This window comes from Phenylobacterium sp., from assembly GCF_035309685.1.
GTDB lineage: Bacteria > Pseudomonadota > Alphaproteobacteria > Caulobacterales > Caulobacteraceae > Phenylobacterium.
This window is the reverse complement of record NZ_DATGEX010000046.1, coordinates 1-22,339: the sequence shown is the minus strand read 5'-3', so window position 1 is coordinate 22,339 and position 22,339 is coordinate 1. Positions and strand designations below refer to the sequence as shown.

Annotated in this window: 18 protein-coding genes and 1 tRNA gene; 7 read left to right on the top strand and 12 right to left on the bottom strand. The window is 70.9% G+C overall.

Annotation, left to right across the window (positions count from 1 at the left end):
- The first annotated feature begins 15 nt into the window (after positions 1 to 15).
- The 3 genes from VKQ35_RS14890 to VKQ35_RS14880 are packed head-to-tail and all read left to right on the top strand — an operon-like array spanning position 16 to position 1,960.
- Positions 16 to 345, top strand: coding sequence for a hypothetical protein (locus VKQ35_RS14890; RefSeq protein WP_324362955.1), 330 nt, complete (start codon positions 16 to 18; stop codon positions 343 to 345).
- On the top strand, positions 342 to 1,157 hold the full coding sequence (locus tag VKQ35_RS14885; RefSeq protein ID WP_324362953.1) for a heme-dependent oxidative N-demethylase subunit alpha family protein: 816 nt from the start codon (positions 342 to 344) through the stop codon (positions 1,155 to 1,157). The genes VKQ35_RS14890 and VKQ35_RS14885 overlap by 4 nt, the downstream gene beginning before the upstream one ends.
- Positions 1,158 to 1,174: 17 nt before the next feature.
- Positions 1,175 to 1,960 carry a hypothetical protein gene (locus VKQ35_RS14880; protein ID WP_324362951.1) on the top strand — a complete coding sequence of 262 codons (786 nt, stop codon included), beginning with the start codon at positions 1,175 to 1,177 and terminating at the stop codon, positions 1,958 to 1,960.
- Between the two features lie 3 nt (positions 1,961 to 1,963).
- On the opposite strand, the gene VKQ35_RS14875 is transcribed toward VKQ35_RS14880, so the two are convergent.
- On the bottom strand, positions 1,964 to 2,965 hold the full coding sequence (locus VKQ35_RS14875) for a FecR family protein (RefSeq protein ID WP_324362950.1): 1,002 nt from the start codon (positions 2,963 to 2,965) through the stop codon (positions 1,964 to 1,966).
- Positions 2,966 to 3,056: 91 nt separating this feature from the next.
- On the bottom strand, positions 3,057 to 3,578 hold the full coding sequence (locus VKQ35_RS14870) for a sigma-70 family RNA polymerase sigma factor (RefSeq protein WP_324362948.1): 522 nt from the start codon (positions 3,576 to 3,578) through the stop codon (positions 3,057 to 3,059).
- A gap of 170 nt (positions 3,579 to 3,748) precedes the next feature.
- Between VKQ35_RS14870 and VKQ35_RS14865 the strand changes: the two genes are divergently transcribed.
- Positions 3,749 to 4,873, top strand: a complete 1,125-nt coding sequence (locus VKQ35_RS14865) for a glycosyltransferase family 2 protein (RefSeq protein WP_324362946.1) — start codon at positions 3,749 to 3,751, stop codon at positions 4,871 to 4,873.
- On the top strand, positions 4,870 to 6,393 hold the full coding sequence (locus tag VKQ35_RS14860) for an ArnT family glycosyltransferase (protein ID WP_324362944.1): 1,524 nt from the start codon (positions 4,870 to 4,872) through the stop codon (positions 6,391 to 6,393). Before VKQ35_RS14865 ends, VKQ35_RS14860 begins: the two co-directional genes overlap by 4 nt.
- A 12-nt stretch (positions 6,394 to 6,405) precedes the next feature.
- Here VKQ35_RS14860 and VKQ35_RS14855 read toward each other — a convergent pair whose 3' ends face one another.
- On the bottom strand, positions 6,406 to 8,643 hold the full coding sequence (locus tag VKQ35_RS14855; protein ID WP_324362942.1) for a TonB-dependent receptor: 2,238 nt from the start codon (positions 8,641 to 8,643) through the stop codon (positions 6,406 to 6,408).
- A 253-nt stretch (positions 8,644 to 8,896) separates the two neighbouring features.
- On the opposite strand from VKQ35_RS14855, the gene VKQ35_RS14850 reads away from it, so the two are divergent.
- Positions 8,897 to 9,604, top strand: a complete 708-nt coding sequence (locus tag VKQ35_RS14850; protein WP_324362940.1) for a hypothetical protein — start codon at positions 8,897 to 8,899, stop codon at positions 9,602 to 9,604.
- A 6-nt stretch (positions 9,605 to 9,610) separates the two neighbouring features.
- On the opposite strand, the gene VKQ35_RS14845 is transcribed toward VKQ35_RS14850, so the two are convergent.
- The 4 genes from VKQ35_RS14845 to VKQ35_RS14830 all read right to left on the bottom strand — a co-directional run bounded on the left by VKQ35_RS14845 (position 9,611) and on the right by VKQ35_RS14830 (position 13,625).
- Entirely contained in the window at positions 9,611 to 11,209 is a 1,599-nt protein-coding gene (locus VKQ35_RS14845) for a HAMP domain-containing sensor histidine kinase (protein ID WP_324362938.1), read from the bottom strand.
- Between the two features lie 13 nt (positions 11,210 to 11,222).
- Positions 11,223 to 11,954, bottom strand: a complete 732-nt coding sequence (locus tag VKQ35_RS14840; protein ID WP_324362936.1) for a response regulator — start codon at positions 11,952 to 11,954, stop codon at positions 11,223 to 11,225.
- 106 nt (positions 11,955 to 12,060) lie between these two features.
- A complete protein-coding gene (locus tag VKQ35_RS14835; protein ID WP_324362934.1) occupies positions 12,061 to 12,651 on the bottom strand; it encodes a Spy/CpxP family protein refolding chaperone in 591 nt (196 codons plus the stop codon).
- 164 nt (positions 12,652 to 12,815) lie between these two features.
- A complete protein-coding gene (locus VKQ35_RS14830) occupies positions 12,816 to 13,625 on the bottom strand; it encodes an EF-hand domain-containing protein (RefSeq protein ID WP_324362932.1) in 810 nt (269 codons plus the stop codon).
- 303 nt (positions 13,626 to 13,928) lie between these two features.
- Here VKQ35_RS14830 and VKQ35_RS14825 point away from each other — a divergent pair, with 303 nt between their 5' ends.
- Positions 13,929 to 17,129, top strand: a complete 3,201-nt coding sequence (locus VKQ35_RS14825; RefSeq protein WP_324362930.1) for an autotransporter outer membrane beta-barrel domain-containing protein — start codon at positions 13,929 to 13,931, stop codon at positions 17,127 to 17,129.
- Positions 17,130 to 17,146: 17 nt separating this feature from the next.
- Here VKQ35_RS14825 and VKQ35_RS14820 read toward each other — a convergent pair whose 3' ends face one another.
- From VKQ35_RS14820 to dnaK, 5 genes are all read right to left on the bottom strand, one after another.
- Positions 17,147 to 18,637, bottom strand: coding sequence for a tetratricopeptide repeat protein (locus VKQ35_RS14820; RefSeq protein WP_324362928.1), 1,491 nt, complete (start codon positions 18,635 to 18,637; stop codon positions 17,147 to 17,149).
- Positions 18,638 to 18,728: 91 nt separating this feature from the next.
- Positions 18,729 to 18,805, bottom strand: a tRNA-Arg gene (locus VKQ35_RS14815).
- Positions 18,806 to 18,868: 63 nt separating this feature from the next.
- The gene (locus tag VKQ35_RS14810) at positions 18,869 to 19,495 is read right to left on the bottom strand and encodes a hypothetical protein (protein ID WP_324362926.1); all 627 of its coding nucleotides are present in this window, start codon (positions 19,493 to 19,495) and stop codon (positions 18,869 to 18,871) included.
- Positions 19,496 to 19,574: 79 nt separating this feature from the next.
- Positions 19,575 to 20,738 carry a molecular chaperone DnaJ gene (dnaJ, locus tag VKQ35_RS14805; protein WP_324362924.1) on the bottom strand — a complete coding sequence of 388 codons (1,164 nt, stop codon included), beginning with the start codon at positions 20,736 to 20,738 and terminating at the stop codon, positions 19,575 to 19,577.
- A gap of 241 nt (positions 20,739 to 20,979) precedes the next feature.
- On the bottom strand, positions 20,980 to 22,339 hold a 1,360-nt coding region (gene dnaK / locus VKQ35_RS14800; RefSeq protein ID WP_324362922.1), incomplete at its 5' end, for a molecular chaperone DnaK.

Sequence of the window (22,339 nt, the reverse complement as noted above, 5' to 3'; positions counted from 1 at the left end):
CCCCAGCGCGTTCGCGTGGGGATCTATGCCCTGGCCTGCCTGATCCTGCTCTATCTCACCCTCGCGCCCGGCCGCGACGTGCCCGGCGTCGGGTTGGTCTGGGACAAGGCCGAGCACGCCATCTCCTGGGCCGTGCTGACCGGCGCGGGCCTGTTGCTGTCGACGCACCGGCGTTGGGTGATCCCGGTCTTCGCTTTCATCTTCGGCGCGGTGATCGAGGTGCTGCAGGGGACCATGGGCCTGGGGCGCGATGGCGACTGGCATGACTTGGCCGCCGACAGCGTCGGCATCGCGGTCGCCTGGGTCGTCTGGCGGCTGATGCTGCGGGCGGGCTGGGTGCGGTGAGGCCGCGGCACCGGCCCTGGGAAGAGGCGGCCGACTTCCAGATCGGTCTTCGGCCCATCGCGCCCGAAGACTGGCTCGAGGGCGGCGAGGCCGATCCGGCGGCGCGCAAGGACCCGCTGTTCGCCGCCAGCCGCGGCCTCGTCTGGGCGGAAGCCGACGGATCGCGGCCAGGCCAGGCCGAGGCCGCCGACCTGATCGCCGCGGCGCTGGGGCCCGCGCCGGCGCCAGCCGAGCTCCCGCCGCTCTACGCGGCCGCGCGGCGCCTCCCCGACGACCTCTGCCTGATGGAGAAGCGCGACGGCGAATGGCGGCTGACCGCGCTCTCGCTCTCGGCCGGCAGCTTCTTCACCGCGCAGGAGGTGATCGGCCGCTCGCTCGGCGAGCTGCACGGGCCGGTGACCGGCTTCGCCGACCGGTTCCTGGTGCGCGTGCAGCGGATCTTCGAGGGTCTGCGGCCCGATCTGGTCCTGGAGCGGCGCAACTGGACGGTGCTCAACTCAAACGCCCTTCACACGCCCTCGTCCGCCCCGATCCGCGCCCGGATCGGCGAGATCGGTCCGTCGCAGGCGGCTTCCGCGTTAAGCCTGCGGGTCGAGCGCCAGACCCTGCGGCGCCTGCCGCGCACCGGCGGAGCGCTGTTCACCATCCGCGTCTGGCTCGCGCCGCTGGGCAGTTTGGCCGGCCAGCCCGAGCGCCTGGCGGCCTTCGCGCACGCCTGGCGCTCGGCGACACCGGAATTGCGCGCCTACAAGCGGTTCGACCTCTATGACGATCTGGTGGAAAGCTTCCTCGCCGACCCGCAACCGGCCTAAGGCCTTTCGGAGCCCCCATGCCGCCCAAGCCCGACGCCCAGCCCTTCGTCTACCTGGCCGCGCCCTGCTACGGCGGGGTGATCAACCTGTACTTCATGCACTCGGTGCTGGCCCTGCAGGACGCCTGCCGAGCGCGGGGCGTCGGCCTGCACATCGAGCTGATGGGCGGCGACGCGCTGATCACCCGCGCCCGCTCGCGCCTGGCGGCGAGCTTCCTGGCGCACCCGGAGGCGACGCACCTGCTGTTCTGCGACGCCGACATCGGCTTCGCCCCGGAAAACGTCTTCCGCCTGCTGGACGCCGACAAGGCGGTGATCGCCGCGGTCTGCCCGATGAAGCACATCGACTGGGAGCGCGCCCGCCTCGCCGGCAAGGCCGACGCCCCGGACATGATGGCCGCCTCGATCGGCTATGTGGTGCGCTTTATCCCCACGCCGGACCATTCGGTGGAGGTCGAGAACGGCATCGCAAGGGTGGCCTATGGCGGCACCGGCTTCCTGATGATCCGCCGCGACGCCATGCAGGCGATCTGCGACGCCCATCCCGAGCTGCGCGCCAAGATGGGCGATGTGAGCGGCGGCGGGGCGGCTGAGGCGGTGATGGTCTTCGACACCATGGTCGAGCCGGAAACCGGGCAATATCTGTCGGAGGACTACGCCTTCTGCCGCCGCTGGCGCGACCTGGGCGGGGAGATATGGGCCGACTTCGAGGCCCGGCTGACCCACGTCGGCCACGCCGCCTATACCGGCAGCCTCATGCAGGCGATGCAGGTGGGCGCGCCGAAGACGTCCGGAGAGCGCTAGACCCTAGCGGTGGTGCAGGATGATCGCGTCGGCGGTGCGCTCGATGCGCAGCGGCGCATAGGCCGCCAGCCGGCGCAGCACGTCGGGCTCGTTGTCGGTCACCAGCACCCCTGAGAAGCGCAGGGCGGCGGTCCTGGCGTCGGCGGTGCGCACCGGCACCGAGAAGCGGCGCGACAGGTCCGCGGCGACGTCGGAGAGCGGCTGGTCCTTGTAGATCAGCTGGCCGTTGGTCCAGGCGAAGGACTGGATCGGGTCGGCGACCTTGAGGATCTGGCCGGCCTGGCCCTCGGTGTGGGTCAGTTCCTGGCCGACGGAGACCCGGGTCGGCGCGGCGCCCAGCGCGTCGGCCGGGCGCACCTCGACGACGCCGCGGCGCACGGTCAGGTCCACCTGATCGTCGCGGTGGCGCAGGTTGAACTCGGTGCCGACCACGCGCACCTGGCGGTCGCCGACCGCGATCAGGAAGGGCCTGCGCGCGTCGTGGGCCACGTCGAACACCGCCTCGGCGTCGGCCATCTCCACCCGGCGCGCATCGCGGCCGAGCCTGACGGTGATCTTCGAGGCCGCGTTCAGCCGGATATGGGTGCCGTCGGCGAGCGTGATGTCGCGGGTCCGGCCGGCCGGGGTCTGATACGTCTGGGTGGACACAGCGGCCGGCTGCAGGCCCAGGCCCACGACCACCGCCAGGCTGGCGGCGATGGCCGCCGCCGCGCCGATCCACAGCCGGCGGCCTGGCGCGCGCCCCGCCGGCCGCACGGGCAGGCGTCGGCGCGCCGCGACCAGGGGCCGGCCGCCGAGGTCCTTGGAGACCGGCGCGTACTCCAGATCGACCCAGAGGCCCTCAAGCCGCTCATAGGCGCGCGCATGCGCCGGCGAGGCCTGCAGCCAGCGTTCGAAGCCCTGCCAGTCCTCGTCGGTCGCGGCCTCGCCCTGGAGGTGCGCGAACCAGCGCGCCGCCTCCTCAGCGGCGTGACCGTCGTCCAGATTGTCGTCGGTCGTTGCCATCAAACCCTAGCCCGCAGGGCGGCAAGCCGCCTGCTGTCGATGAGATGACGCCACGGGCCCGCCAGCTCCTCCAAATAACGTGTTTGGCGGATCATGGCAGCCTCGCCAAGAGATGCTTCAGCGCCGCCATCATATGCTTCTCCACTGCGCTTCTGGAGATGCCCAGCTGCGCGGCGACCTCGGGATGGCTGAGACCCTCGAACTTGTGCATCCGGAAGACACGTTGTGTCTGCGGACCGAGCTCCTTCAGGGCCTCGGTGAGCAGCGCCAGCCGCTGGCGCGCCGCCACCGCGGCCTCGGCGTCCGGCTCGGAGGAGACTTCATAGACGCCGACGCGGGTGGTCTGGGTGTCCAGCCAGGCGCCGTCGCGGTGCGCCGTGCGCCGCTCGCCGCGCAGACGGTCGAGCATCAGGTTCGAGCCCAGGCGGTAGAGGTAGGCCATGGGGTTCTGGATCTCGGACGGCTCGTCGATCCCCGAAAGGCGCACATAGATGTCCTGCACCAGGTCCTCGGCCGCGGCCGACGAGCGCAGGCGCACGGTGAAGAACCGCACGAGGTCGGTGCGGCGCTCCAGGTAGAGCCCGATCAGCGGCGATCTGCCGTCGTCAGCCAAGTCGAACCGTTCCCTGCCGCCGCCCCATCGTCCGCCCATTCAAGGTGGGCGGCGCCATTCCCATACACGGCGTCCGCGGACGATGCGAAGAGGTTGCGCGAGGCGGTGGTGGCCGCGCGACGTTTTCAGGGGACGGTTTCCAGGCCCCGGCGCCGCGGGTATGAGGGCGCATGCGCGCACCGTCCGGGGTTCCCTTGCGTCCGAAAACCGCCCCGAAGAGCGCTCAGCTGCAGCTCGGCGTCGTCATCCCGACCTTCAAGGAGGCGCCCAATGTGCGCCCGCTGCTGGCCAAGCTGGAGGCGGCGCTCGAGGGCGTGGTCTGGCAGGCGATCTTCGTCGACGACGACAGCCCCGACGGCACCGCTGCGGTGGTCAAGGCGATCGCCGCGGTCGATCCGCGGGTCATGTGCCTGCACCGGATCGGCCGCCGCGGCCTGGCCGGCGCGGTGATCGAAGGCGCCATGGCGAGCGCCGCGCCCTTCGTCGCGGTGATCGACGGCGACATGCAGCACGACGAGACCCTGCTGCCGCAGATGCTGGCCGCCCTGGAACAGGACCGCGCCGATATCGTGGTGGGCAGCCGGTACCTCAGCCAGGCGGGCTCGGACGCCTCGGCGCTCGGGGCGACGCGCGAGGCCGGCAGCCGGCTCGCCAACTGGCTCGGCAAGCGCGTGCTGCGCGCCGAGGTCACCGACCCGATGAGCGGCTTCTTCATGATCCGCCGCGAGCTGGTGGAGGCCGTCGCCCCGGCGCTGGCCACCTCCGGCTTCAAGGTGCTGTTCGACATCCTGGCCTCGCAGAAGACCCCGCCGCGCTATCTGGAGCTGCCCTACGAATTCCGCGCGCGGACGGCCGGCGACTCCAAGCTCGATGAGGGCGTGGTCGTCCAGTACCTGGGCCTGCTCATGGCCAAGCTCAGCCGTGACCTGATCTCGCCGCGCTTCATCATGTTCGCCCTGGTGGGCGCGAGTGGCGTGGTCGTGCACCTGGCGATCCTGCGCACCCTGCTGCAGTTCGGCTTCTCGATCGCCCAGACCGCCGCGGCCTTGGGCGCCATGACCTCGAACTACCTGATCAACAACGCGGTCACCTACCGCGACCGGCGCAAGCGCGGCGTCGGCCTGCTGATCGGCTACTTCAAGTTCGTGGTGCTCTGCAGCGTGCCGCTGGCGGCCAATGTGGCCGTGGCGACCATGGTCTTCGAGCGAGGCCCGTCCTGGTGGGTGGCGGGCGTCGCCGGCGCCGTGGTGGCGGCGGTCTGGAACTACATCACCACCGCGCGGGCCGTCTGGTGAGCCCCTCGCCAATGGGGAGCCTGCCGTCGTCCCGCAGAAGCCTGCTGCTGCTGGTCCTGGCGCTGACCGCCGTGCGCCTTGTGGCGGCCGGCGGCATCCACCTGACCGAGGACGAGGCTTACTACCGGCTTTGGGCGCAACATCTGCAGCTCGGCTATCTCGACCACCCGCCGATGATCGCCTGGTGGATCCGCGCGGGCGAGACGTTGTTCGGCGACACCCCGCTGGGGGTCCGGGTCGCCGCCGTGCTGGCGAGCGGGGTCTCGAGCTGGCTGATCGGCGAACTGGCGCGCGCGCTGGGCGCCGATGGCCGGACCGCCTTCCGCGCGGCGCTTTGGTACAACGCCACCCTCACCGTGGGCCTGGGCGGGATGCTGGCGATCCCGGACGCGCCGGCCAGCCTGTTCTGGTCGGTGACGCTCTGGACGCTCGCCCGGTTCTGGCGGACGCGGCGCGCGGCCTGGTGGCTGGCGGCCGGCCTCGCCGCGGGCCTGGCGGTGATGTCGAAATACTCGGCCCTGTTCCTGGCGCCGGGCGTGCTGCTCTGGCTCGTCGCGGTCCCCGGCGGCCTGGCGGAGCTGCGCAAGCCCGGGCCGTGGGCGGCGGCGGCGATCGCCGCCGGCGTCTTTTCCGCCAACATCGTCTGGAACGCCCAGCATCACTGGATCACCTTCGCCAAGCAGTTCGGCCGGATCGCGCCGCACGGCGTCTCGCCCGGCCACGTCGCCGAGCTGATCGGCGAGCAGCTCCTGCTGTTCACCCCCTTGCTGGCGATCTTCGCGGCGCTCGGCGTGCGCCAGGCCTGGCGCGAGCGGAAGGACCCCGCCGCGGTCCAGCTGATGCTGCCGGTCGCCACCTCGGCGCCGTTCGCGGCCTATCTGCTGATCCACAGCCTGCACGACCGGGTGCAGGCGCATTGGCCGGTCCCGCTGTTCGGGGCGCTGGCGCTCTGTGCGGCGGTGGCGGCGGGACGGCTCGGCGAGGCGCGGCAGTGGAAGGGCCTGCGGTTCGCGGCGCCGGCCCTGGGCTTCGTGGTCGCCGCCGCGTGTTTCGTGCTGGCGGCGTCGCCCACGCCGCTGCTCGGGCGAATCGACCCAACGCTCGCGCTGCGCGGCTGGCCGCGGTTCGCGAAGGACGTGGAGGCGGTGCGCGCGAAGAGCGGCGCGGCCTGGGTCGGCGCCGAAAGCTACGGCGTGTTTTCACAGCTCAACGACGAGCACCGCTCCTCGCCCCTGCTGGAGGTGGTGGAGCGCGACCGCTACTGGGCGACCGATCCGGACCGTCCGGACTTCACCAAGCCCGGGCTGGTGGTCGACCTGTCGCGGCGGATGAAGGTTTTCGACGTGATGCGCTGTTTTCGGCGGGTGACCCCGGTCGCCGAGCTGACGCGGGCCGGCGGACCAGCCTCGAAGGATCTGGGGCACAATCAGCGCTACACCGCCTACCTGGTCTCCGACCCGAAGCGCGACGTCTGGATCATCGGTTGTCCCGACGAGATCGCCCCCGGAGTCTGGCGCTAGGGGCGTGTGGCGCTAGAAGCGGCGCGCGAGCCCGAATCCGACGGTGCGCGGGCGCAGCGGCGTCGCCTGGGTGGCGCGGGCGCGGCTGAAGGGGTTGCCGAAGGCGAAGGTGTTGCCCCGCTCGTCGGCGACATTGTCCACATAGGCGCTGACCTGCCAGGCCTGGCTCCTCAGCGCCGCGGCGACCCGCCCCGACGCGTAGCCGCCCATGGCGTTGCCCAGGCCGCCGTCGAAGGTGAGGTAGGAGCGCCCGACATAGGAGAGCTGGGCGGAGGTCTCCGCCTCGTAGGCGCCGATCCGCCAGCGGTAGCGCACGTCGGCGGCGCCCATGTCATAGGGCACGCCCGGCAGGCCGATATCCCGCCTGGCCGGGAAGACATCGCCCGCCCGGGTGATCTGCGGATCCTCGAGCAGGATGTTGGCGCGCACCTGCAGATGCTCGTCCGGCCGCCACACCGCCTCGGCCTCGACGCCGGTGTTGGAGCCGTCGCCGATGTTGACCGTCATCGGCAGGCCGGACGCCAGGCGCTGGTCGGTCTGCAGCCCGTACCAGTCGGCGTGGAAGACCGCGCCCCGCAGGTTCAGCCGATGGTCGAACAGCGGCAGGCCGGCGCCGACCTCATAGCTCCACAGGTGATCGGGGCGGAACTGGGCGGCCACGGTCTCCGGCGTCACGCTGCCGCCCGCCGCCGGCGGAATGTTGAAACCCCCGGCGCGGTAGCCCTCCTGCACCTGGGCGTAGATCACCAGCTCGGGCGTCGCGGCGAAGCTGATCCGGGCCTTGGGCGCCACGCCCTGGTCGGTCAGCTTCTCGTGGATCGGCGCGACCGCCGTCTGGGCGATGTCGAAATCGCCGGCCCGGGTGTCGACCCGCGTCGCGAACCAGCGCCCGCCCAGGGTGCCGGTGATCCGGGCGGTGACGTCGTAGGCGACCTCGCCATAGACCGCGCCTTCCGACAGCTCGTCGCGGCGGCGGTAGATCGACTGCGAGTCCACGGGGTTGAGGCCGACCAGGAAGGCCGCGTCCATTTCGTCGGTGTAGGAGACGAAGCCGCCGACCAGCCAACGCAGCGGGCCCGGCGCATTGGAGGTCAAAAGGCCCTCGGTGGCCCAGAGCTTGATGTGCTTGTCCTCGTCGAACGCCTGGACGCGCAGGCCGCCCACCGCGCGGAAGGCGCCGGTGGCGTCGTAGCGGGTGTCCAGCGAGTGGTCGATGAAGGCGGTGGAGATCTTCAGATCGGCGAGGCCCCCGGCGTGCGAGGCGGTCGCGCCCACCTCGGTGAAGTCGTTGTGGTGCGGCTCGCGCACCGCCGCGTCGCGGGTCAGCGGGCCGTCGGTCCCTTGCGTGTACTGGCTGTCGGCGGTGACGATCTTCTGGTGCGCGACGCCGGCCTCCACGGTCCAGCCGTCCGGCAGGTCGGCCAGGCCCGCGATCCGTCCGCCAAGCCGGCGGCTGAAGTTGACGTCGCGCAGGTTCAGGACCGGGTTGTCGATATAGCCGCCGTGCTCGTCGGCATAGGCCACCGCCCGGATCGCCGCGCGCCCGTCGGCCAGCGGCGCATTGACCATGCCTTCGACGCCGGACGAAGGGGCGCCGTGCTGGGTCGCCATGGCCTCGGCGGAAACCGCGCCAGCATAGCCGGTCACGTCGGGCCGCGCGGTGACGATGCGCACGATGCCGCCCATCGAGCCCGAGCCATAGAGCGTGCCCTGCGGCCCGCGCAGCACCTCGACGCGGTCGATGTCGGCGAGGCGCAGGTCCGGGTCGGGCGCGTTGTAGGTGATCGGCACCTCATCGAGGTAGAGGCCCACGGTCGACTGGGTCTTGCCGGTGAACGAGCCGTCGGAGAGGCCGCGCACGAAGATCTTGTTGCGCCCGGACCCCAGGTTGGTGACGGCGACGCCCACCAGCTGGGCGGCGACATCGTCGAAGCTTTGGCCGCCCAGGGCGTTCACGTCGGCGGCCGACAGCACGCTCACCGCCGAAGCGCTGCGGGTCAGCAGTTCCGGGCGTTTTTCGGCGGTGACCACCAGCTCATCCAGCCGGGGCGCCGGCGTGATCTCGCCGTCGGCGTGCGGCGGTGGGGCTGTGGCCGCCATCGGGCGGCCGACGACACGGAAGCTCTTCGCGTCCAGCGTCTCGAAGCCGCAGCCGCCCGGCAAAAGGGCGCCCAGCGCCTGCGCCGGCGTCATCGCGCCTGAAATCGCGCGGGAGGCGCCCGTGCAGCCCCTGGCCGGCAGACCGCCCACCGAGACCCCGCCTTGCACCGCAAAGCGAACCAGAGCAGCCTCCAGGGGTTCGGAGGGGAGGCGGAAGACTCGCGTTTCGGCGGCTTTTGCCGCGTTCGGCGCCACGCTCGCGGCCAGCAAAACCAGCCCGCTGGCCGAGGCTGCGGCCAACCGGCGCCTTGCATTCGCCGTCCTGAGGTGGTTGTCGGTAGGCAACGTCATTCAGGCGTGAACTCCCCAGACGCCGCAACACCGGGGCGAGGCGACCAGATCAATGCGTACAAGTCCACTGGCCCTGCTCGACCTTCCCGGTGACGCCGTCGCCGCGGAGCGCGACGCCTGCCGCGCCAGCTTCGCGCACGCCCTGAAATCGGCCGCCGCCCAGGACGACCCCTACCGGCACTGGATGCTGCGGAACGTCCTGCCCGCCGACATGGCCGCGGCGATGGACGCCCTGCCGTTTCCTGCCCCGGCCCTGAACGGCCTATCCGGCTCTCGCGAAATCCACAACAACACCCGCAGATACATCGATGCGGACGCGATCGCCAAACATCCGATGTGCGCGGCTCTGGCGCAGGCCTTCCAGCATCGCGAAACCGTGGCCGTGGTCGAGGATGTCACCGGCGCGCGCCTGGACGGCTGCTGCCTGCGGATCGAATACGCCCAGGACACCGACGGCTTCTGGCTGCAGCCGCACACCGATCTGGGCGTCAAGAAGTTCACCCTGCTCTACTACCTCGGCCCCGACGGCCAGCCGGACCTGGGCACCGACGTCTACGCCGACGCCAAGACCTGGTCGCACCGCGCGCCCTTCGAGATCGGCGGGGCGCTGGCCTTCGTGCCCTCCGACCGCACCTGGCACGGCTTCGAGCCCCGCCAGATTCCGGTCGTGCGCAAGTCGCTGATCGTCAACTACGTGACGCAGGAATGGCGGGCCCGCGAGCAGCTGGCCTACCCCGACACCCCGGTCAGCGGGCGCTAAGCCGGCTCAGGCCGCCGCGGGGAGCGTCACGATCGCCGTCGTCGCCCCGGGCGAGGAGGTCAGCTCCACATCTCCGCCATGCGCCCGCGCGGTCGAGCGCGCGATGGGCAGGCCCAGGCCCACCCCGCCGTTGTCGAGATTGCGCGAGGCGTCGGTGCGGTAGAACGGCTGGAACACCCGGCCAAGCTCGTCCGGCGACAGGCCAGGGCCCGGATCGACGATCTCCACCACCGCCGCGGCCCCGTCCTGACGCACATTGATCCGCGCCTCGCCGCCATATTTCAGCGCATTGTCCACCAGGTTGGAGAACAGCCGCTGCAGGGCGACGGGATCGCCGTCCACGGTCACCGGCGCGCCATCGACGATCTCCACCTGACCGCCGACCATGGCCGCGTCGTCGGCGACGCACTCGATCAGCGACAGCAGGTCCAGCTTTTCACGGCGGCGCGGCGCGCCCTCGTCGCGGATGAAGGCCAGCACGCCGCCGATCATCTGCTCCATCTGCTCCACGTCGGCGAGCACCGAGGCCTTCAGCGACGGCGGCGCAGCCTCGACCTTGAAGCGGATGCGGGCGAGCGGGGTGCGCAGGTCGTGGGAGATTGCGCCGACCATGGCCGTGCGGTCGTTGATGTAGCGCTTGAGCCGCGCCTGCATCTCGTTGAAGGCGTGCGCCGCCGCGCCGACCTCGGCGGGCCCCTTGAGGGTCATCTGCGGGGCGTGCGGATCGCGGCCCAGGGTCTCGGCGGCCTCGGCGAACCGCCTCAGGGGCGCGGAAATCCGCCGCGAGAACAGGTAGCCCGCCGACGCCACCAGCAGGAAGCCCGCCAGCAGCCAGGCGGACGCCTGCATCTGCCAGGCGGAGGGGAAGGATTCCGGGGTCGAGCGGACCACCATCCAGGTCCCGTTGTCGAGCTGCAAGGCCGCGGCGAAGTCGCCGAAGATCGGCAATTCGGGCCCGCCGCCGAAGCGCCGGCGGCCGCCGCCCCGCATCCAGGGCCGGCGCGGATCGCCCGGCGCGCCTTGACCCGCCGTGGCCTCTGGGGCCGACGGAAGCGGCGAGCCCTGGGCGACGGCTCCCGGCCCGGGCCCAAACCCGGAGCCAGGGTCCGGCGGGCCGCGGTCCATCTCGAAGGGCGAGGCGCCCATCGGGCCGCCGCGGTCGGGGCCGCGCGGCGGGGCGTCGCCGGTGAGCGCGCGGCGAATGCGCCAGAGCGGGGACGCGTTCTGCTCCTCCAGCCGCACGCGGGTCTCCGGCTCGCCCAGGGTGCGGGCCAGCGCCGCCAAGGTCCGCTGATGCTCCCTGTGCGGCGAGGTCAGTTCCGCCGGAAGGGCGGTCGCAATGCTGCGGGTCAGCGGCCGGCCAAACCGGGTCTTCAGCGTGCCGCCGCGCATGGCGGCGGCGACGTCGGCCACCCGGTAGACCGGCGGCCTCGGCGGCGGGATCAGCAGGATGATGCCGAAGCTGATCGCCTCGGCGACGATCAGGCTGGCCAGCAGCAGGGTGACCAGCTGGACGCTGATCGGCGCCCGTGGCCAGGAGCGGCGCTTGCGGGGGCTGGCCGGGCCGGCGTCCGCCCCGGAGCCCGTCCCTGGCGCCTCGGTCACGCCGCCCTCTTGGTCATGCTCGGGTCACCTTGGCGTCGAACAGGTAGCCGGCGCCGCGGTAGGTCTTGATGATCTCGCCCTCGACGCAGGCGTGCAGCTTGCGGCGCAGGCGGCTGATCTGCACATCGACCGCCCGGTCGAAGACCTCGGTCTGCGAGCCGCGCGCCTGTTCCAGCAGCTGGTCGCGGGAGAGGATCCGCTGCGGGTTCTCCAGGAACACGCTGAGCAGGGAAAACTCGCCGCCGGTGAGCAGGATGGTGGTGCCGTTGGGCGCGCGCAGCTGGCGGCGCAGGGTGTCCACCACAAAGCCCTGGAAATGATAGGTCTTGCCGCGCCTGGGCGCGCCGCCGCGCACCTCGTCCAGCCGGCGGAAAACCGCGCGGACCCGGGCCAGCAGCTCGCGCGGGCTGCAGGGCTTGGGCAGGTAGTCGTCGGCGCCCAGCTCCAGACCCAGCACCCGGTCGACCTCGTCGCCCATGGCGCTGACCATGACGATGGCCGGCCCGCCGGTCTCGGAAAGCCGGCGGCAGATCGACAGGCCGTCCTCGCCGGGCAGCATCACGTCCAGCACGATCAGGTCGATGGGCGCGGCCGCCAGCGCGGCCTCCATCGAGGCGGCGTCGTGGGCGGCGTGCAGCTGGTAGCCGTGCTCGGCGAGATAGCCGACCACCTGCTCGCGCAGCTGCGAGTCATCGTCCACGACGAGGATGTGGCGGGCGGGAAGGACGCTAGCTTGAGTGTTCATGGCCTTCTCCTTCCGTGAGGATTGTGGCGCCGCAACAACCACCACGCCACAATCCTTTGGAGACGCTGGTCTTTACAGCCGCCCGCCCTTGGAGATCGGGGCGCGGTCAGTCGCCGCGCGGCGGGCCGCCCGGTCCGCCGAAGCGGCCGCCCATCGGGCCGCCGAAGCCGCGATGGCCGCCCCAACCCCCATGCTCGTGGCCGCCGTGCATACGCTGCAGGGCGTCGAACACCTGGCGCTGCTCGGGGCTGAGCGCGGCGTAGAAGGTCCGCAGGGCCTCGGCGTGCTTCTGCTGCATGGCGGCATGTTCGGACTCGCGGCGGGCCATTTCATCGAGGCGCTGCGGCGTTGTCATGGGTGGCGCGGCCATTGGCGGGCGCGGCCCGGCGCCGGGACCGCCGGGCGGACCGCGGCGGCCGCCCGCGGGCGGGCCGTCGGGGCGCTTGTGCGATTGCAGGAAGGCGGTGAGCGCGCCCTCCTGGTCGGGGCGCAGGCGCAGGATGGTGCGCAGGTCCTGAGCGTGTTGCTTCTCGCGCGCCTCGTGCATGGCCTCGAAGCGGGCGCGCATCTGGGCGCGGTCGGCCCCAGCACCGTTTGGCGGGCCGCGGTGGTCGTCCTGCTGCGCCCAGGCCGTGGAGCCGGCGAGGGTGGCGGCCGCAAGCGCGGCGAGGGCGGCGTGGCGGATCGTCGAAGTCATCGAATAGTTCCCTGGTTCGTCCCGGGGCTTGATGCCACAGGCCTTGGCCAGGGGAATTTCCGAACCGGCGACTCGCCGGACATGGCGCGGAAACAGAATGGCGCGCGGAAACAGAATGGCGGCGGCCGGAGGCCCGCGAAGGACGCTCCGGCCGCCGACAAGGCCTAGGCGGTCACGGCTTGCGCCGAGGCGGCGCCGGCGGCGCCGCGGTTGTGCGTGTCCAGGAACGCCTGGATGCCGGTGGTCAGCTCGGAAACGCTGAGCTTGCCGTCGCCGTCCGTGTCCCACTTGCTGATCGCCGCCGCGAGGGTGGAATTGGCGGCGGTGGCGGTGGTGGACGATGTCGGAGTCGAGCCGGTGGCAGGCGCCGAAGCCGGCGAACCGGACGAGGTCGACGAGGCCGGCGTCAGGCCAAGCGCCGTCTCGATCTCGCTGACGCTCAGTTCACCATCGCCGTCCGTATCGGCGGAACCCACCAGCTGGCTGGCGAGGTCCGCGCTGGAGGGAGGACCACCGGCGCCTTCGGCGTGGTGGTGATGGTGGTGATGGGCGCCCTGCGGGCCTCCGGCTTGCGCGCCCTGCGCCGCATTCTGGGCGTCCAGGGCGTTGGTGAGTTCGCTGGCGCTGATCTGACCGTCACCGTTGGTGTCGATCGAGGCGAACGCCCGGCTGAGCGCGTCCGCGCTCGAACCTGAGGTGGTGTCGGCGCCGATGGCCGTCTCGATTTCGCCGAGACTGAGCGAGCCGTCGCCGTTGGTGTCGGCCGCGCTGATGACCTTCGAGGCCACCACGGACGCGGAGGAGGGCGCTTCCTGCGCCGAGAGCAGGGACGAGAGCGTGGCCGAGGCGAACTGGTCCGCGCTCGTCGTGCTCGCCGGCGTCGCCGCCGCCGTCGTGGAGGGGGTTGTCGTTGTCGTCGCGGCGCCGCCCGGCAGGTCTTGCCCAGCGGGCGGCGGCTGTTGCTGTAGGAGCATGTTCAGGAGGCGTTGTGCCTCACCCCCTCCGTAAGCTGTTGGAGTTGAAGATATTTGCATCTAAGCCTCGCTTGAGGTTTCAAGAGTGCGCGGCCCGCTCCAGGCGTAAGGGGCTTGCCGCGCGGCCTAAGCCTTGCAAATTTCGGGGAAATTCGTCGTTTGGCCGACTGTTTCGGCCGCCGATGCAAGAGTGAAACGATCGAGACGCGCTTGGCCGCCACGGAAACGAGATCTAAGGGCTGGAGCCATGCGCCGGACACAATCATGCTCGATCGATCGGTCCGTCGTGAGGGATTGCACTAGATGACTGGGTATTTTTCGCCGAACGCCGCCCAGGACGCCCTTGCGCGGGCGTCTGGCGTCTCGGCGCGCCGGCCGGTTTTCGGCCGCCTGCTGCGCTATGGCCCGGCCATGGTCAGCGTCTCGGCGCTGATCTGGGCGGCTCCGGCGCTGGCCCAGACCACCTCGACGACGCTCAGCAACTCCAGCACCACGCCGCTGGCCACCTCGACCTCGGGCGACATCACCATCAACACCGGCGCCACGCTGCACCCGCCTTCCGGCGCGGCGGTGACCATCGACAGCAACAACTCGGTGACCAACAGCGGGGTCATCCAGTTCCAGAACCTCAACAATGTCGTGGGCATCCTGGCGCACGGCGGTTTCGCGGGGACGATCAGCAACAACGCCACCATCGAGGTGGACGACACCTCGACGACGACAACGGACAGCAACGGCATCATCCACGGCCCGTTCGCCAACGGGACCAGCCGCTTCGGCATCCAGGTGATCGGCCCCGGCGTCTTCACCGGCGACGTCGACAACAGCGGCGCGGCCAGCATCACCATCAAGGGCGACAACTCCGCGGCCATCTCCGTCGAGACCGCGCTCAGCGGCACTCTGCTCAACGCCGGCAACATCTCCGTGGCCGGGACCAACAGCTTCGGCATCCGCACCACCAGCACGGTGGGCAACGGCGTGACGCTGAGCGGTACGCTGGTGTCCCAGGGCCAGGGCGCCCAGGGCGCGAACCTGGGCGGCGACGTCACCGGCCAGGTGCGGATCAACGGCACCTATTCGACCACCGGCTACCGCTACACCACGCGCAGCACCGACACGAACTTCCTGAGCCACCTGACGGCGGACGACCTGCTGCAGAGCGGCGCCACGGTCACGATCGGCGGCAATGTCACCGGCGGCGTCCTGGTCGACGCGACGACCAGCACCGACGCCTCGGGCAATGTCACCACCGCCGCCGGCTCGCTGAGCTCCATCGCGGCGGCGCCGGCGCTGATCATCGGCGGCGCCAACGGCAAGAACATCACGCTCGGCAACGTCGACGTGGGCGGCGGCGGAGTCGCCGGCACCGAGGCCTTCGGCCTGAGCATCAAGGGTTCGGTCGTCGGCAACGGCGTCTACGACGGCGTCAGCTCCACCGGCGCGCAACTGGGCGTCGCCGGCGGCGGCACGATCGACACCACCGGCGGCATCCACGTTTCCGGCGCGGTCAGCGCCACCGCCTACGCCGCCAGCGCGACGGCCTTCCACCTCACCGGCGTCATCGCGCCTGATTTCCGCAACGACGGCTCTATCCAGGCGGTGATGAACTCCGACGCCGCGGGGGCGTCGGCCCAGGCGCTGTCGATCGAGGCCGGCTCGAAAATCACCGCCCTGCAGAACGCCAACGTCATCAGCGCCACCGTCTCCGGTCAGCAGGCCAACGCCATCGCCATCATCGACCGGTCCGGCACGCTCTCCGAGATCGAGAATATCGGCCAGATCTCGACGGCGCGGGGGCTGACCAGCGTCGCGACCCCGGTCACCGGAGCCGACGTGGCGCTGGACGTGAGCAAGAACGCCACCGGCGTCCACCTGCTGCAGGACGCCCCCACGGGCGACACCTTCGTGCCGTCGATCACCGGCTCAGTGCTGTTCGGCCCCGGCGCCGACCGCGTGGAGATCCTGGCCGGAACCCTGACCGGCAATGTGGACCTGGGCGCGGGCGCCAACAGCCTGACCATCGACAACGGCGCCGCGGTTAAGGGCAACCTCGACGCGGCTGGCGGGACCATCGCCATGTCGATCGGGACCGGCTCGCTGCAGATCAACGACGCCAGCCAGTTGAAGCTCACCAGCCTGACGCTGGGCAGCGCCTCATCGCTGATCGTCACCGCCGACCCGTCGCTGGGCCAGGCCACGAGCCTGAACGTCGCCGGCGCGGCCAGCATCGCCAGCGGCGCGACCATCGGCGTGCGCCTGGCCAATGTCCTGCCGGGCACCGCCACCTACACCATCATCCAGGCCAACCAGCTGACCGCCGGCACGCTCGACACCGCGCTGCTCGGCTCGACGCCGTTCCTCTACAACACGAGCCTTTCCACCAACCTGGCGGCCGGCACGGTCTCGGCGACCCTGACCCGCAAGACCGCGGCGCAGCTGGGCCTGCCTTCGACCTCCGCCGGCGGCTATGAACCGCTGCTCGCGGTGATCGCCAAGGACCCCGGGCTGGAGGGCGCGCTGCTTGCCCAGACCACCCAGGCCGGCACCATCAACCTCTACAACCAGTTGCTGCCCAACCACTCCGGCGCCCTCTTCAACGCCATCGCCGCCAGCGTGTCGGCCTTCGGCCGGCCGCTGGACGACCGGCAGGACCCGGTGGGCGGCGGCTTCTGGATGCAGGAGACCAACGCGGGCCTGTTCTCCGACGCGCGCACCAACGACCCCGGGTACAAGGCGTGGAGCTTCGGCGCCGTCGCCGGCTACGAGATTCCGCGCACGCCGCTCGGCATCCTGGGCGTCACCTTCGGGGCCAGCACCAACGAGGTCTATCCCGACGACCGGGACTCGGCGGCCGACCTGCACGCCAACCTGGTCGACGCCGGCCTCTACTGGCGCACGACCCGGGGCGGCTTCTCGGCCAACGCCCGGGTGGGCGTCGACTACGCGCGAATTTCCAGCGACCGGGTGATCGAGGTCCTGGGCGGCGACGGCCTGGCCGTGACCCGCAGCGCCAATGGCTCCTGGTCGGCGATCGGCTTCAACGCCCGCGGCACGGTGAGCTACGAGGCCCGGTTCGCGAACTACTATTTCCGCCCGCTGGCCACCCTCGACTACATGCGCCTGACCGAGGGTTCCTACACCGAGAGCGGCGGCGGCGATGTCCTGGACCTGGCGGTGGGCTCGCGCACCTCATCCCGGCTCTCCACCTTCGCCGGCGTCGCGGTGGGCGCCCTCTACGGCCCCGATCGCAGCTGGGGCCCCGAAGCCCTGATCGGCTACAAGGGCGTCGCCAACGAGGTCCTGGGCGTCACCACCGCGCGGTTCACCGGCGGCGGCAATCCCTTCCAGCTCACCTCCGACCAGATCTCCGGCTCCGGCGCGGCGGTCCATCTGTCGGTGCGCGGCGAGAACGGCTCGGGCGGCTTTGCGGTGGAAACCGGCGCCGAGGCCCGTGACGGACTCAACATCTACGACCTGCGGCTCACCGGCCACGTGCAGTTCTAGGGCGACGCCCTAGGGCCCTAGATCTTCCGCAGCAGGTAGAAGCCGCCCTCGACGGGGCTCGCGGCCTCGCGGCGCAGGGTGGCGGCGGTGCGCGCGGCGATCTCGAAACGGCCGTCGGCGAGGCGTTCGATGTAGCGGTCGGCGTGGGCGTAGCGGCCGTTGCCCTTCAGCCGATAGCTCTCGCCGTCGGCGGCCTCGGTGGAAAACGCGAACAGCCCGCCCTGGCGCAGCGCCCGGCCGGCGCCCTCGAAGACCGCGCCGAGGTCGCCCAGATAGGGGAAGGTGTCGGCGGCTGCCAGCAGGTCCCACCCGCCCTGCGCCTGCGCCAGCACGGTCAAGAGATCGGCGGCCTCCAAGTGATCGTAGAGCCCGCGGGCGGCGGCCTTGGCCAGCATGCCGGCGGAGAGGTCAACCCCGCTCAGGAGGCGCGCGTAGGGCCGCAGGAACGAAGCGCAAAGGCCGGTGCCGCAACCCAGGTCCAGGACATCGAGCGCGCCCTCGGCCTGCGCGGCCTGGGCGATCAGCGCGGCCAGGCGTTCCGGCCCCTGATAGGCGAGGCGGCGCACCAGGCGGTCGTCGAAATCGTCGGCCATGTCGTCGAAGCTCTTGGCGACCAGTTCGGCGGGCTGGCGCGGCGTCACGTGCGCCAGCGCCGCGTCGCGCAGGTGGATCGCCTCGATGTTGTCCGGCCGGCGTGAGGCCCAGGCCTGCGCGACCCGGCCCGCGGCGGCCCGCTCGCCCGCCCAGTCGAGATAGAGCAGCGCGGTCTTGAACACCCGGTCGGCTTCCGCCGGCGTCGCCAGCAGGCCCGGCGGATAGGCGGCGACGGCGCGCGCCATGTCGCCGTCGATGGCGGCGACGATGAAGTCGCAGGCCTGCTTGACCTCGAGGGCGACGAAGGAGGTGGGATCGAGCGCGACGGCGGCCGCCAGGCTCGCGGCGGCGGCCTCGAACCGCCCGCATCTCAGGAGCGCGGCGCCCAGGTTGAGGCGCAGCTCGGCGCTCTCGCCGGCGAGGTCCAGGGTGCGCGTAAAGGCTTCGGCAGCGCCGGTGAAGTCCTCTCGGCTCAGGCGGGCGAGCGCGGCGACCTGCCAGGCGTCGGCGCTGGCGGGATCGAGCGCGAGCGCCGCGGCGCAGGCGGCCTCCGCCTCGTCGGCCTTGCCCTGGCGCAGGAGCGCGCTGGCGAGGTTCATCCAGGGCGCGAACTGCCCCGCGTCCAGGTTCAGCGAGCGGCGCAGCGCCGCGGCCGCCTGGTCGAGTTCGCCCAGAGCCACCAGCACCAGCGCCAGATTGTTCCAGGCCATGGGCTCGTGGCCGGCGACCTCGGCGACGGCGCGGAACGCCTGCTCGGCGGCGCGGTAGTCGCCGACCGCATAGCGCGCCAGGCCCTGGCGGGTCAGGCCCACCGCCGGCGCCGGGACCGGCGGCATGATGGTCGAGATGAGCGGGTCAAGCGCCTCGGCCTGGACCTGCGGCTGGGCGGCGTGTGGTTGGGGACGTCTGCTCAAGGGCATCTGAAGGGTCGCCGCTCCGGCGCGAAGCGCGCCGCCAGACCCTGTCGCCTTATGGTTAAACGCGGGTAACCATCAGGCTATTCGCTGGCGCACCCGACACGATTCGAACGTGTGACCTTTGCCTTCGGAGGGCAACGCTCTATCCAGCTGAGCTACGGGTGCTTGTTCCAGCGGACGCTTCCTCTAGCGGAAAGGCGCCGATGGCGCCAGCGCGAGAATGGCCGCCTATTGCTCCCAGGGCGCCACCGGGGTCGGACACGCCTTCACGGGCTGAACCTCCAGAGTGTGCCGCGACTGCGCGCTGCTGAGAGGGCTGATCCAGCATTCGTCGAAGACCGAGCAATAGCAGGCGCGATAGCTGAGCTCGCGTTGGCGCACCCGGTCAAAGGCCTTCCAGATGTCCTTGTTGTCAGGCGTGAGGTCGAAGCGGAAGAATTGTCTCTGGTCGCCCGCCCGCAGGACGACGCCGAGCACCGGAAGCGTGCCGGTTTGAAAGGTTGTGGTCTTGTCGTTCGTGCAGCAGGCCCTGAGCAACGCGGCGGACGACGTGTAGGCCTTGCCCCGCCAGAAGACCTCGAAGCTCTGCACCTTGGCCGGTCCGACGCCGGCGTTCTGTAGTTCGAGGGTGATGCGGTTCGTGCCGTTGTCGTCGTTGCCGGAGTCGATCTGCAGGAAGGGCCACGAGGCCGCGGCCACCATCCGGTAGTTGGCGTCGACCATCTTCTGGTTCGCACGTTCGGTGGCGATGGCGACCCAGAGGGAAATCACGGCGACGACGAGCCCGACGAGGGTGGCTGCGTATTCGATCCAATGGCGCCGGTAGGGCTCGATAGGCTGCAAAGGGTCGCTCACCGTCCACTCCCGTAACGCGCGGCTCGGGCGCGATGCTTCCGGCGCGCCGCGGCCACGGTCAAGTTACGGTCCTGAAAGGCTAGGCGGCGCCCTTGACGCTGTCCCAGAAGGTCTTCGCCTTGCCGGCGAAGCTGGCGTTCTTGGGATGCTGGGCGTCGCCGCAGAGGCCGGCGAATTCACGCAGCAGCTCCTTCTGGCGGGCGGTCAGCCGGCTGGGCGTCTCGACGAACAGCTCCACCACCAGGTCGCCGCGGTCGCGGGAGCGGAGCGAGGGCATGCCCTTGCCCTTCAGGCGCACGGTCTTGCCGGTCTGGGCGCCCTCAGGGACCTTGACCGGCAGCTTGCAATTGCCGTCGCAGTTCTCGCCGCCCATCAGGCAGGGGGCCTCGATCTCGCCGCCGAGCGCGGCCACCGCCATCGGCACCGGCACGGTGCAGAGCAGGTCCAGGCCATCGCGCTCGAAGAGCTCGTGCGGCTTCACCGAGATGAAGATGTAGAGGTCGCCGCGCGGGCCGCCCCGCTGACCGCCGTCGCCCTCGCCGGCGAGGCGGATGCGCGCGCCGTCGTCGACGCCGGCGGGGATGCGCACGCTGAGCGTCCGCTCGCGCCGCACCTGGCCCATGCCGTGGCAGTCGGCGCAGGGGTCGAGCACCAGGCGGCCGGAGCCGCCGCAGCGCGGGCAGGCGCGCTCGATGGAGAAGAAGCCCTGGGTGGCGCGCACCCGGCCGGCGCCGCCGCAGGCGTTGCAGGTGGTCGGGCTCGTGCCGGGCTTGGCGCCCGAGCCGGTGCAGGTCTCGCAGGTGAGCGCGGCGGGCACGGTGATCTCCACCTCGGCAGACGCATAGGCCTGCTCCAGCGTGATCTCCAGGTCGTAGCGCAGGTCCTGGCCGCGGGTCGGCCCGGAGCGCTGTCCGCCGCCGCGTCGGCCGCCGCCGAACATGTCGCCGAAGACGTCGCCGAACACCTCGTTGAAGATGTCGCCCACGTCGTGGAACTGGGCGCCGCCCGGCCCGCCGCCGGCGCCGCTCACGCCGGCGTGGCCGAAGCGGTCATAGGCGGCGCGCTTCTGCGGATCCGACAGGATCGAATAGGCTTCGTTGATTTCCTTGAACCGGCCCGAGGCCTCCTCGCAGCCGCCATTGCGGTCGGGATGGTGCTCCATGGCCAGCTTGCGGAAGGAGGCCTTCAGGCCGTCCGCGTCGCAGGTGCGCTCGACACCGAGGATTTCGTAATAGTCGCGCATCAATCCGCCGTAGGGCCAAACTGTAGATGTGCCGCGCCCAGCGTCCCTTGGGAAGAGGGGGTCTCCTGGGAAGCAGCTGTCTGTTGGGAAGGTGGGAAAACCCCCGCCCGGCTACAAGACCCAAAACCCCAGTAGGGCGGCATCGAGCGGGCGGGGGTCCCTAGTCGCGCAGAAGCGGCGGCGACGTCCCCAGTGGCGATCTCTTCGCAAATGACGCGTTGAGCCGCCATGGGGCGCGTTGTCACGCCGACTTCTTGTGGTCGTCGCCGTCGACTTCCTCGAATTCGGCGTCGACCACTTCTTCGCCGTGCTGGCCGGCGTGCGCCGCGTCCTCGTCGGAGGCGGGGCCTTCGCCGGAAGCGTTCTGCTGCGCGGCGTACATCGCCTCGCCCAGCTTCATCGACGCCTGCAAGAGCGCCTGGGTCTTGGCCGAGATCACCTCGGCGTCGCCGCCGTCCACGACGCCCTTGAGGTCGTCGAGCGCGGTCTGGATCGCCGTGCGGTCGGCCTCGCCCACCTTGTCACCGTGTTCGGCCAGAGCCTTTTCGGTGGAGTGGATGGCGCTGTCGGCCTGGTTCTTGGCCTCGACGCCGGCCTTGCGCTTCTCGTCGTCGGCCTTGTTGCTCTCGGCTTCCTTGACCATGGCGTCGATGTCCGCGTCGGAGAGGCCGCCGTTGGCCTGGATGCGGATCGACTGTTCCTTGTTCGTCGCCTTGTCGCGAGCCGAGACGTTGACGATGCCGTTGGCGTCGATGTCGAAGGTGACCTCGACCTGCGGCACGCCGCGCGGCGCCGGCGGGATGCCCACCAGGTCGAACTGGCCCAGCATCTTGTTGTCCGCCGCCATCGGGCGTTCGCCCTGGAACACCCGGATGGTCACCGCCGACTGGTTGTCGTCAGCCGTGGAGAAGGTCTGGGACCGCTTGGTTGGGATCGTCGTGTTGCGCTCGATCAGCGGGGTGAACACGCCGCCCAGGGTCTCGATGCCCAGCGTCAGCGGGGTGACGTCCAGCAGCAGCACGTCCTTGACGTCGCCTTGCAGCACGCCGGCCTGCACCGCGGCGCCCAGGGCCACGACTTCGTCGGGATTAACGCCGGTGTGCGGCTCACGGCCGAAGAAGGCCTTCACGGTCTCGACGACCTTGGGCATGCGGGTCATGCCGCCGACCAGGATCACCTCGTCGATGTCGGACTTCTTCAGGCCCGCGTCCTTCAGCGCCTGCTCGCAGGGGCCGATGGTCTTGGCCACCAGGTCTTCCACCAGGGCTTCCAGCTTGGCGCGGGAGAGCTTGATGTTGAGGTGCAGCGGGCCGTTGGCGTTCATCGAGATGAACGGCAGGTTCAGTTCGTACTGGGTGGTGAAGGAAAGTTCCTTCTTGGCCTTTTCCGCCTCTTCCTTGAGGCGCTGCAGGGCCAGCTTGTCTTTCCGCAGGTCGACGGAATTCTCTTTCTTGAACTCCTCGGCCAGGAAATCGACGATCCGCAGGTCGAAGTCCTCGCCGCCCAGGAAGGTGTCGCCGTTGGTCGACTTCACCTCGAAGACGCCGTCGCCGATCTCCAGGATCGAGACGTCGAAGGTGCCGCCGCCCAGGTCGTAGACG

What these genes read in the sequence shown, in the direction of transcription:
- VKQ35_RS14880 (WP_324362951.1), top strand. Translation starts at nt 1,175, where the DNA reads ATGCCGCCCAAGCCCGACGCCCAGCCCTTCGTCTACCTGGCCGCGCCC.
- VKQ35_RS14875 (WP_324362950.1), bottom strand. Translation starts at nt 2,965, where the DNA reads ATGGCAACGACCGACGACAATCTGGACGACGGTCACGCCGCTGAGGAG.
- VKQ35_RS14865 (WP_324362946.1), top strand. Translation starts at nt 3,749, where the DNA reads ATGCGCGCACCGTCCGGGGTTCCCTTGCGTCCGAAAACCGCCCCGAAG.
- VKQ35_RS14850 (WP_324362940.1), top strand. Translation starts at nt 8,897, where the DNA reads ATGCGTACAAGTCCACTGGCCCTGCTCGACCTTCCCGGTGACGCCGTC.
- VKQ35_RS14840 (WP_324362936.1), bottom strand. Translation starts at nt 11,954, where the DNA reads ATGAACACTCAAGCTAGCGTCCTTCCCGCCCGCCACATCCTCGTCGTG.
- VKQ35_RS14835 (WP_324362934.1), bottom strand. Translation starts at nt 12,651, where the DNA reads ATGACTTCGACGATCCGCCACGCCGCCCTCGCCGCGCTTGCGGCCGCC.
- VKQ35_RS14830 (WP_324362932.1), bottom strand. Translation starts at nt 13,625, where the DNA reads ATGCTCCTACAGCAACAGCCGCCGCCCGCTGGGCAAGACCTGCCGGGC.
- VKQ35_RS14825 (WP_324362930.1), top strand. Translation starts at nt 13,929, where the DNA reads ATGACTGGGTATTTTTCGCCGAACGCCGCCCAGGACGCCCTTGCGCGG.
- dnaJ (WP_324362924.1), bottom strand. Translation starts at nt 20,738, where the DNA reads ATGCGCGACTATTACGAAATCCTCGGTGTCGAGCGCACCTGCGACGCG.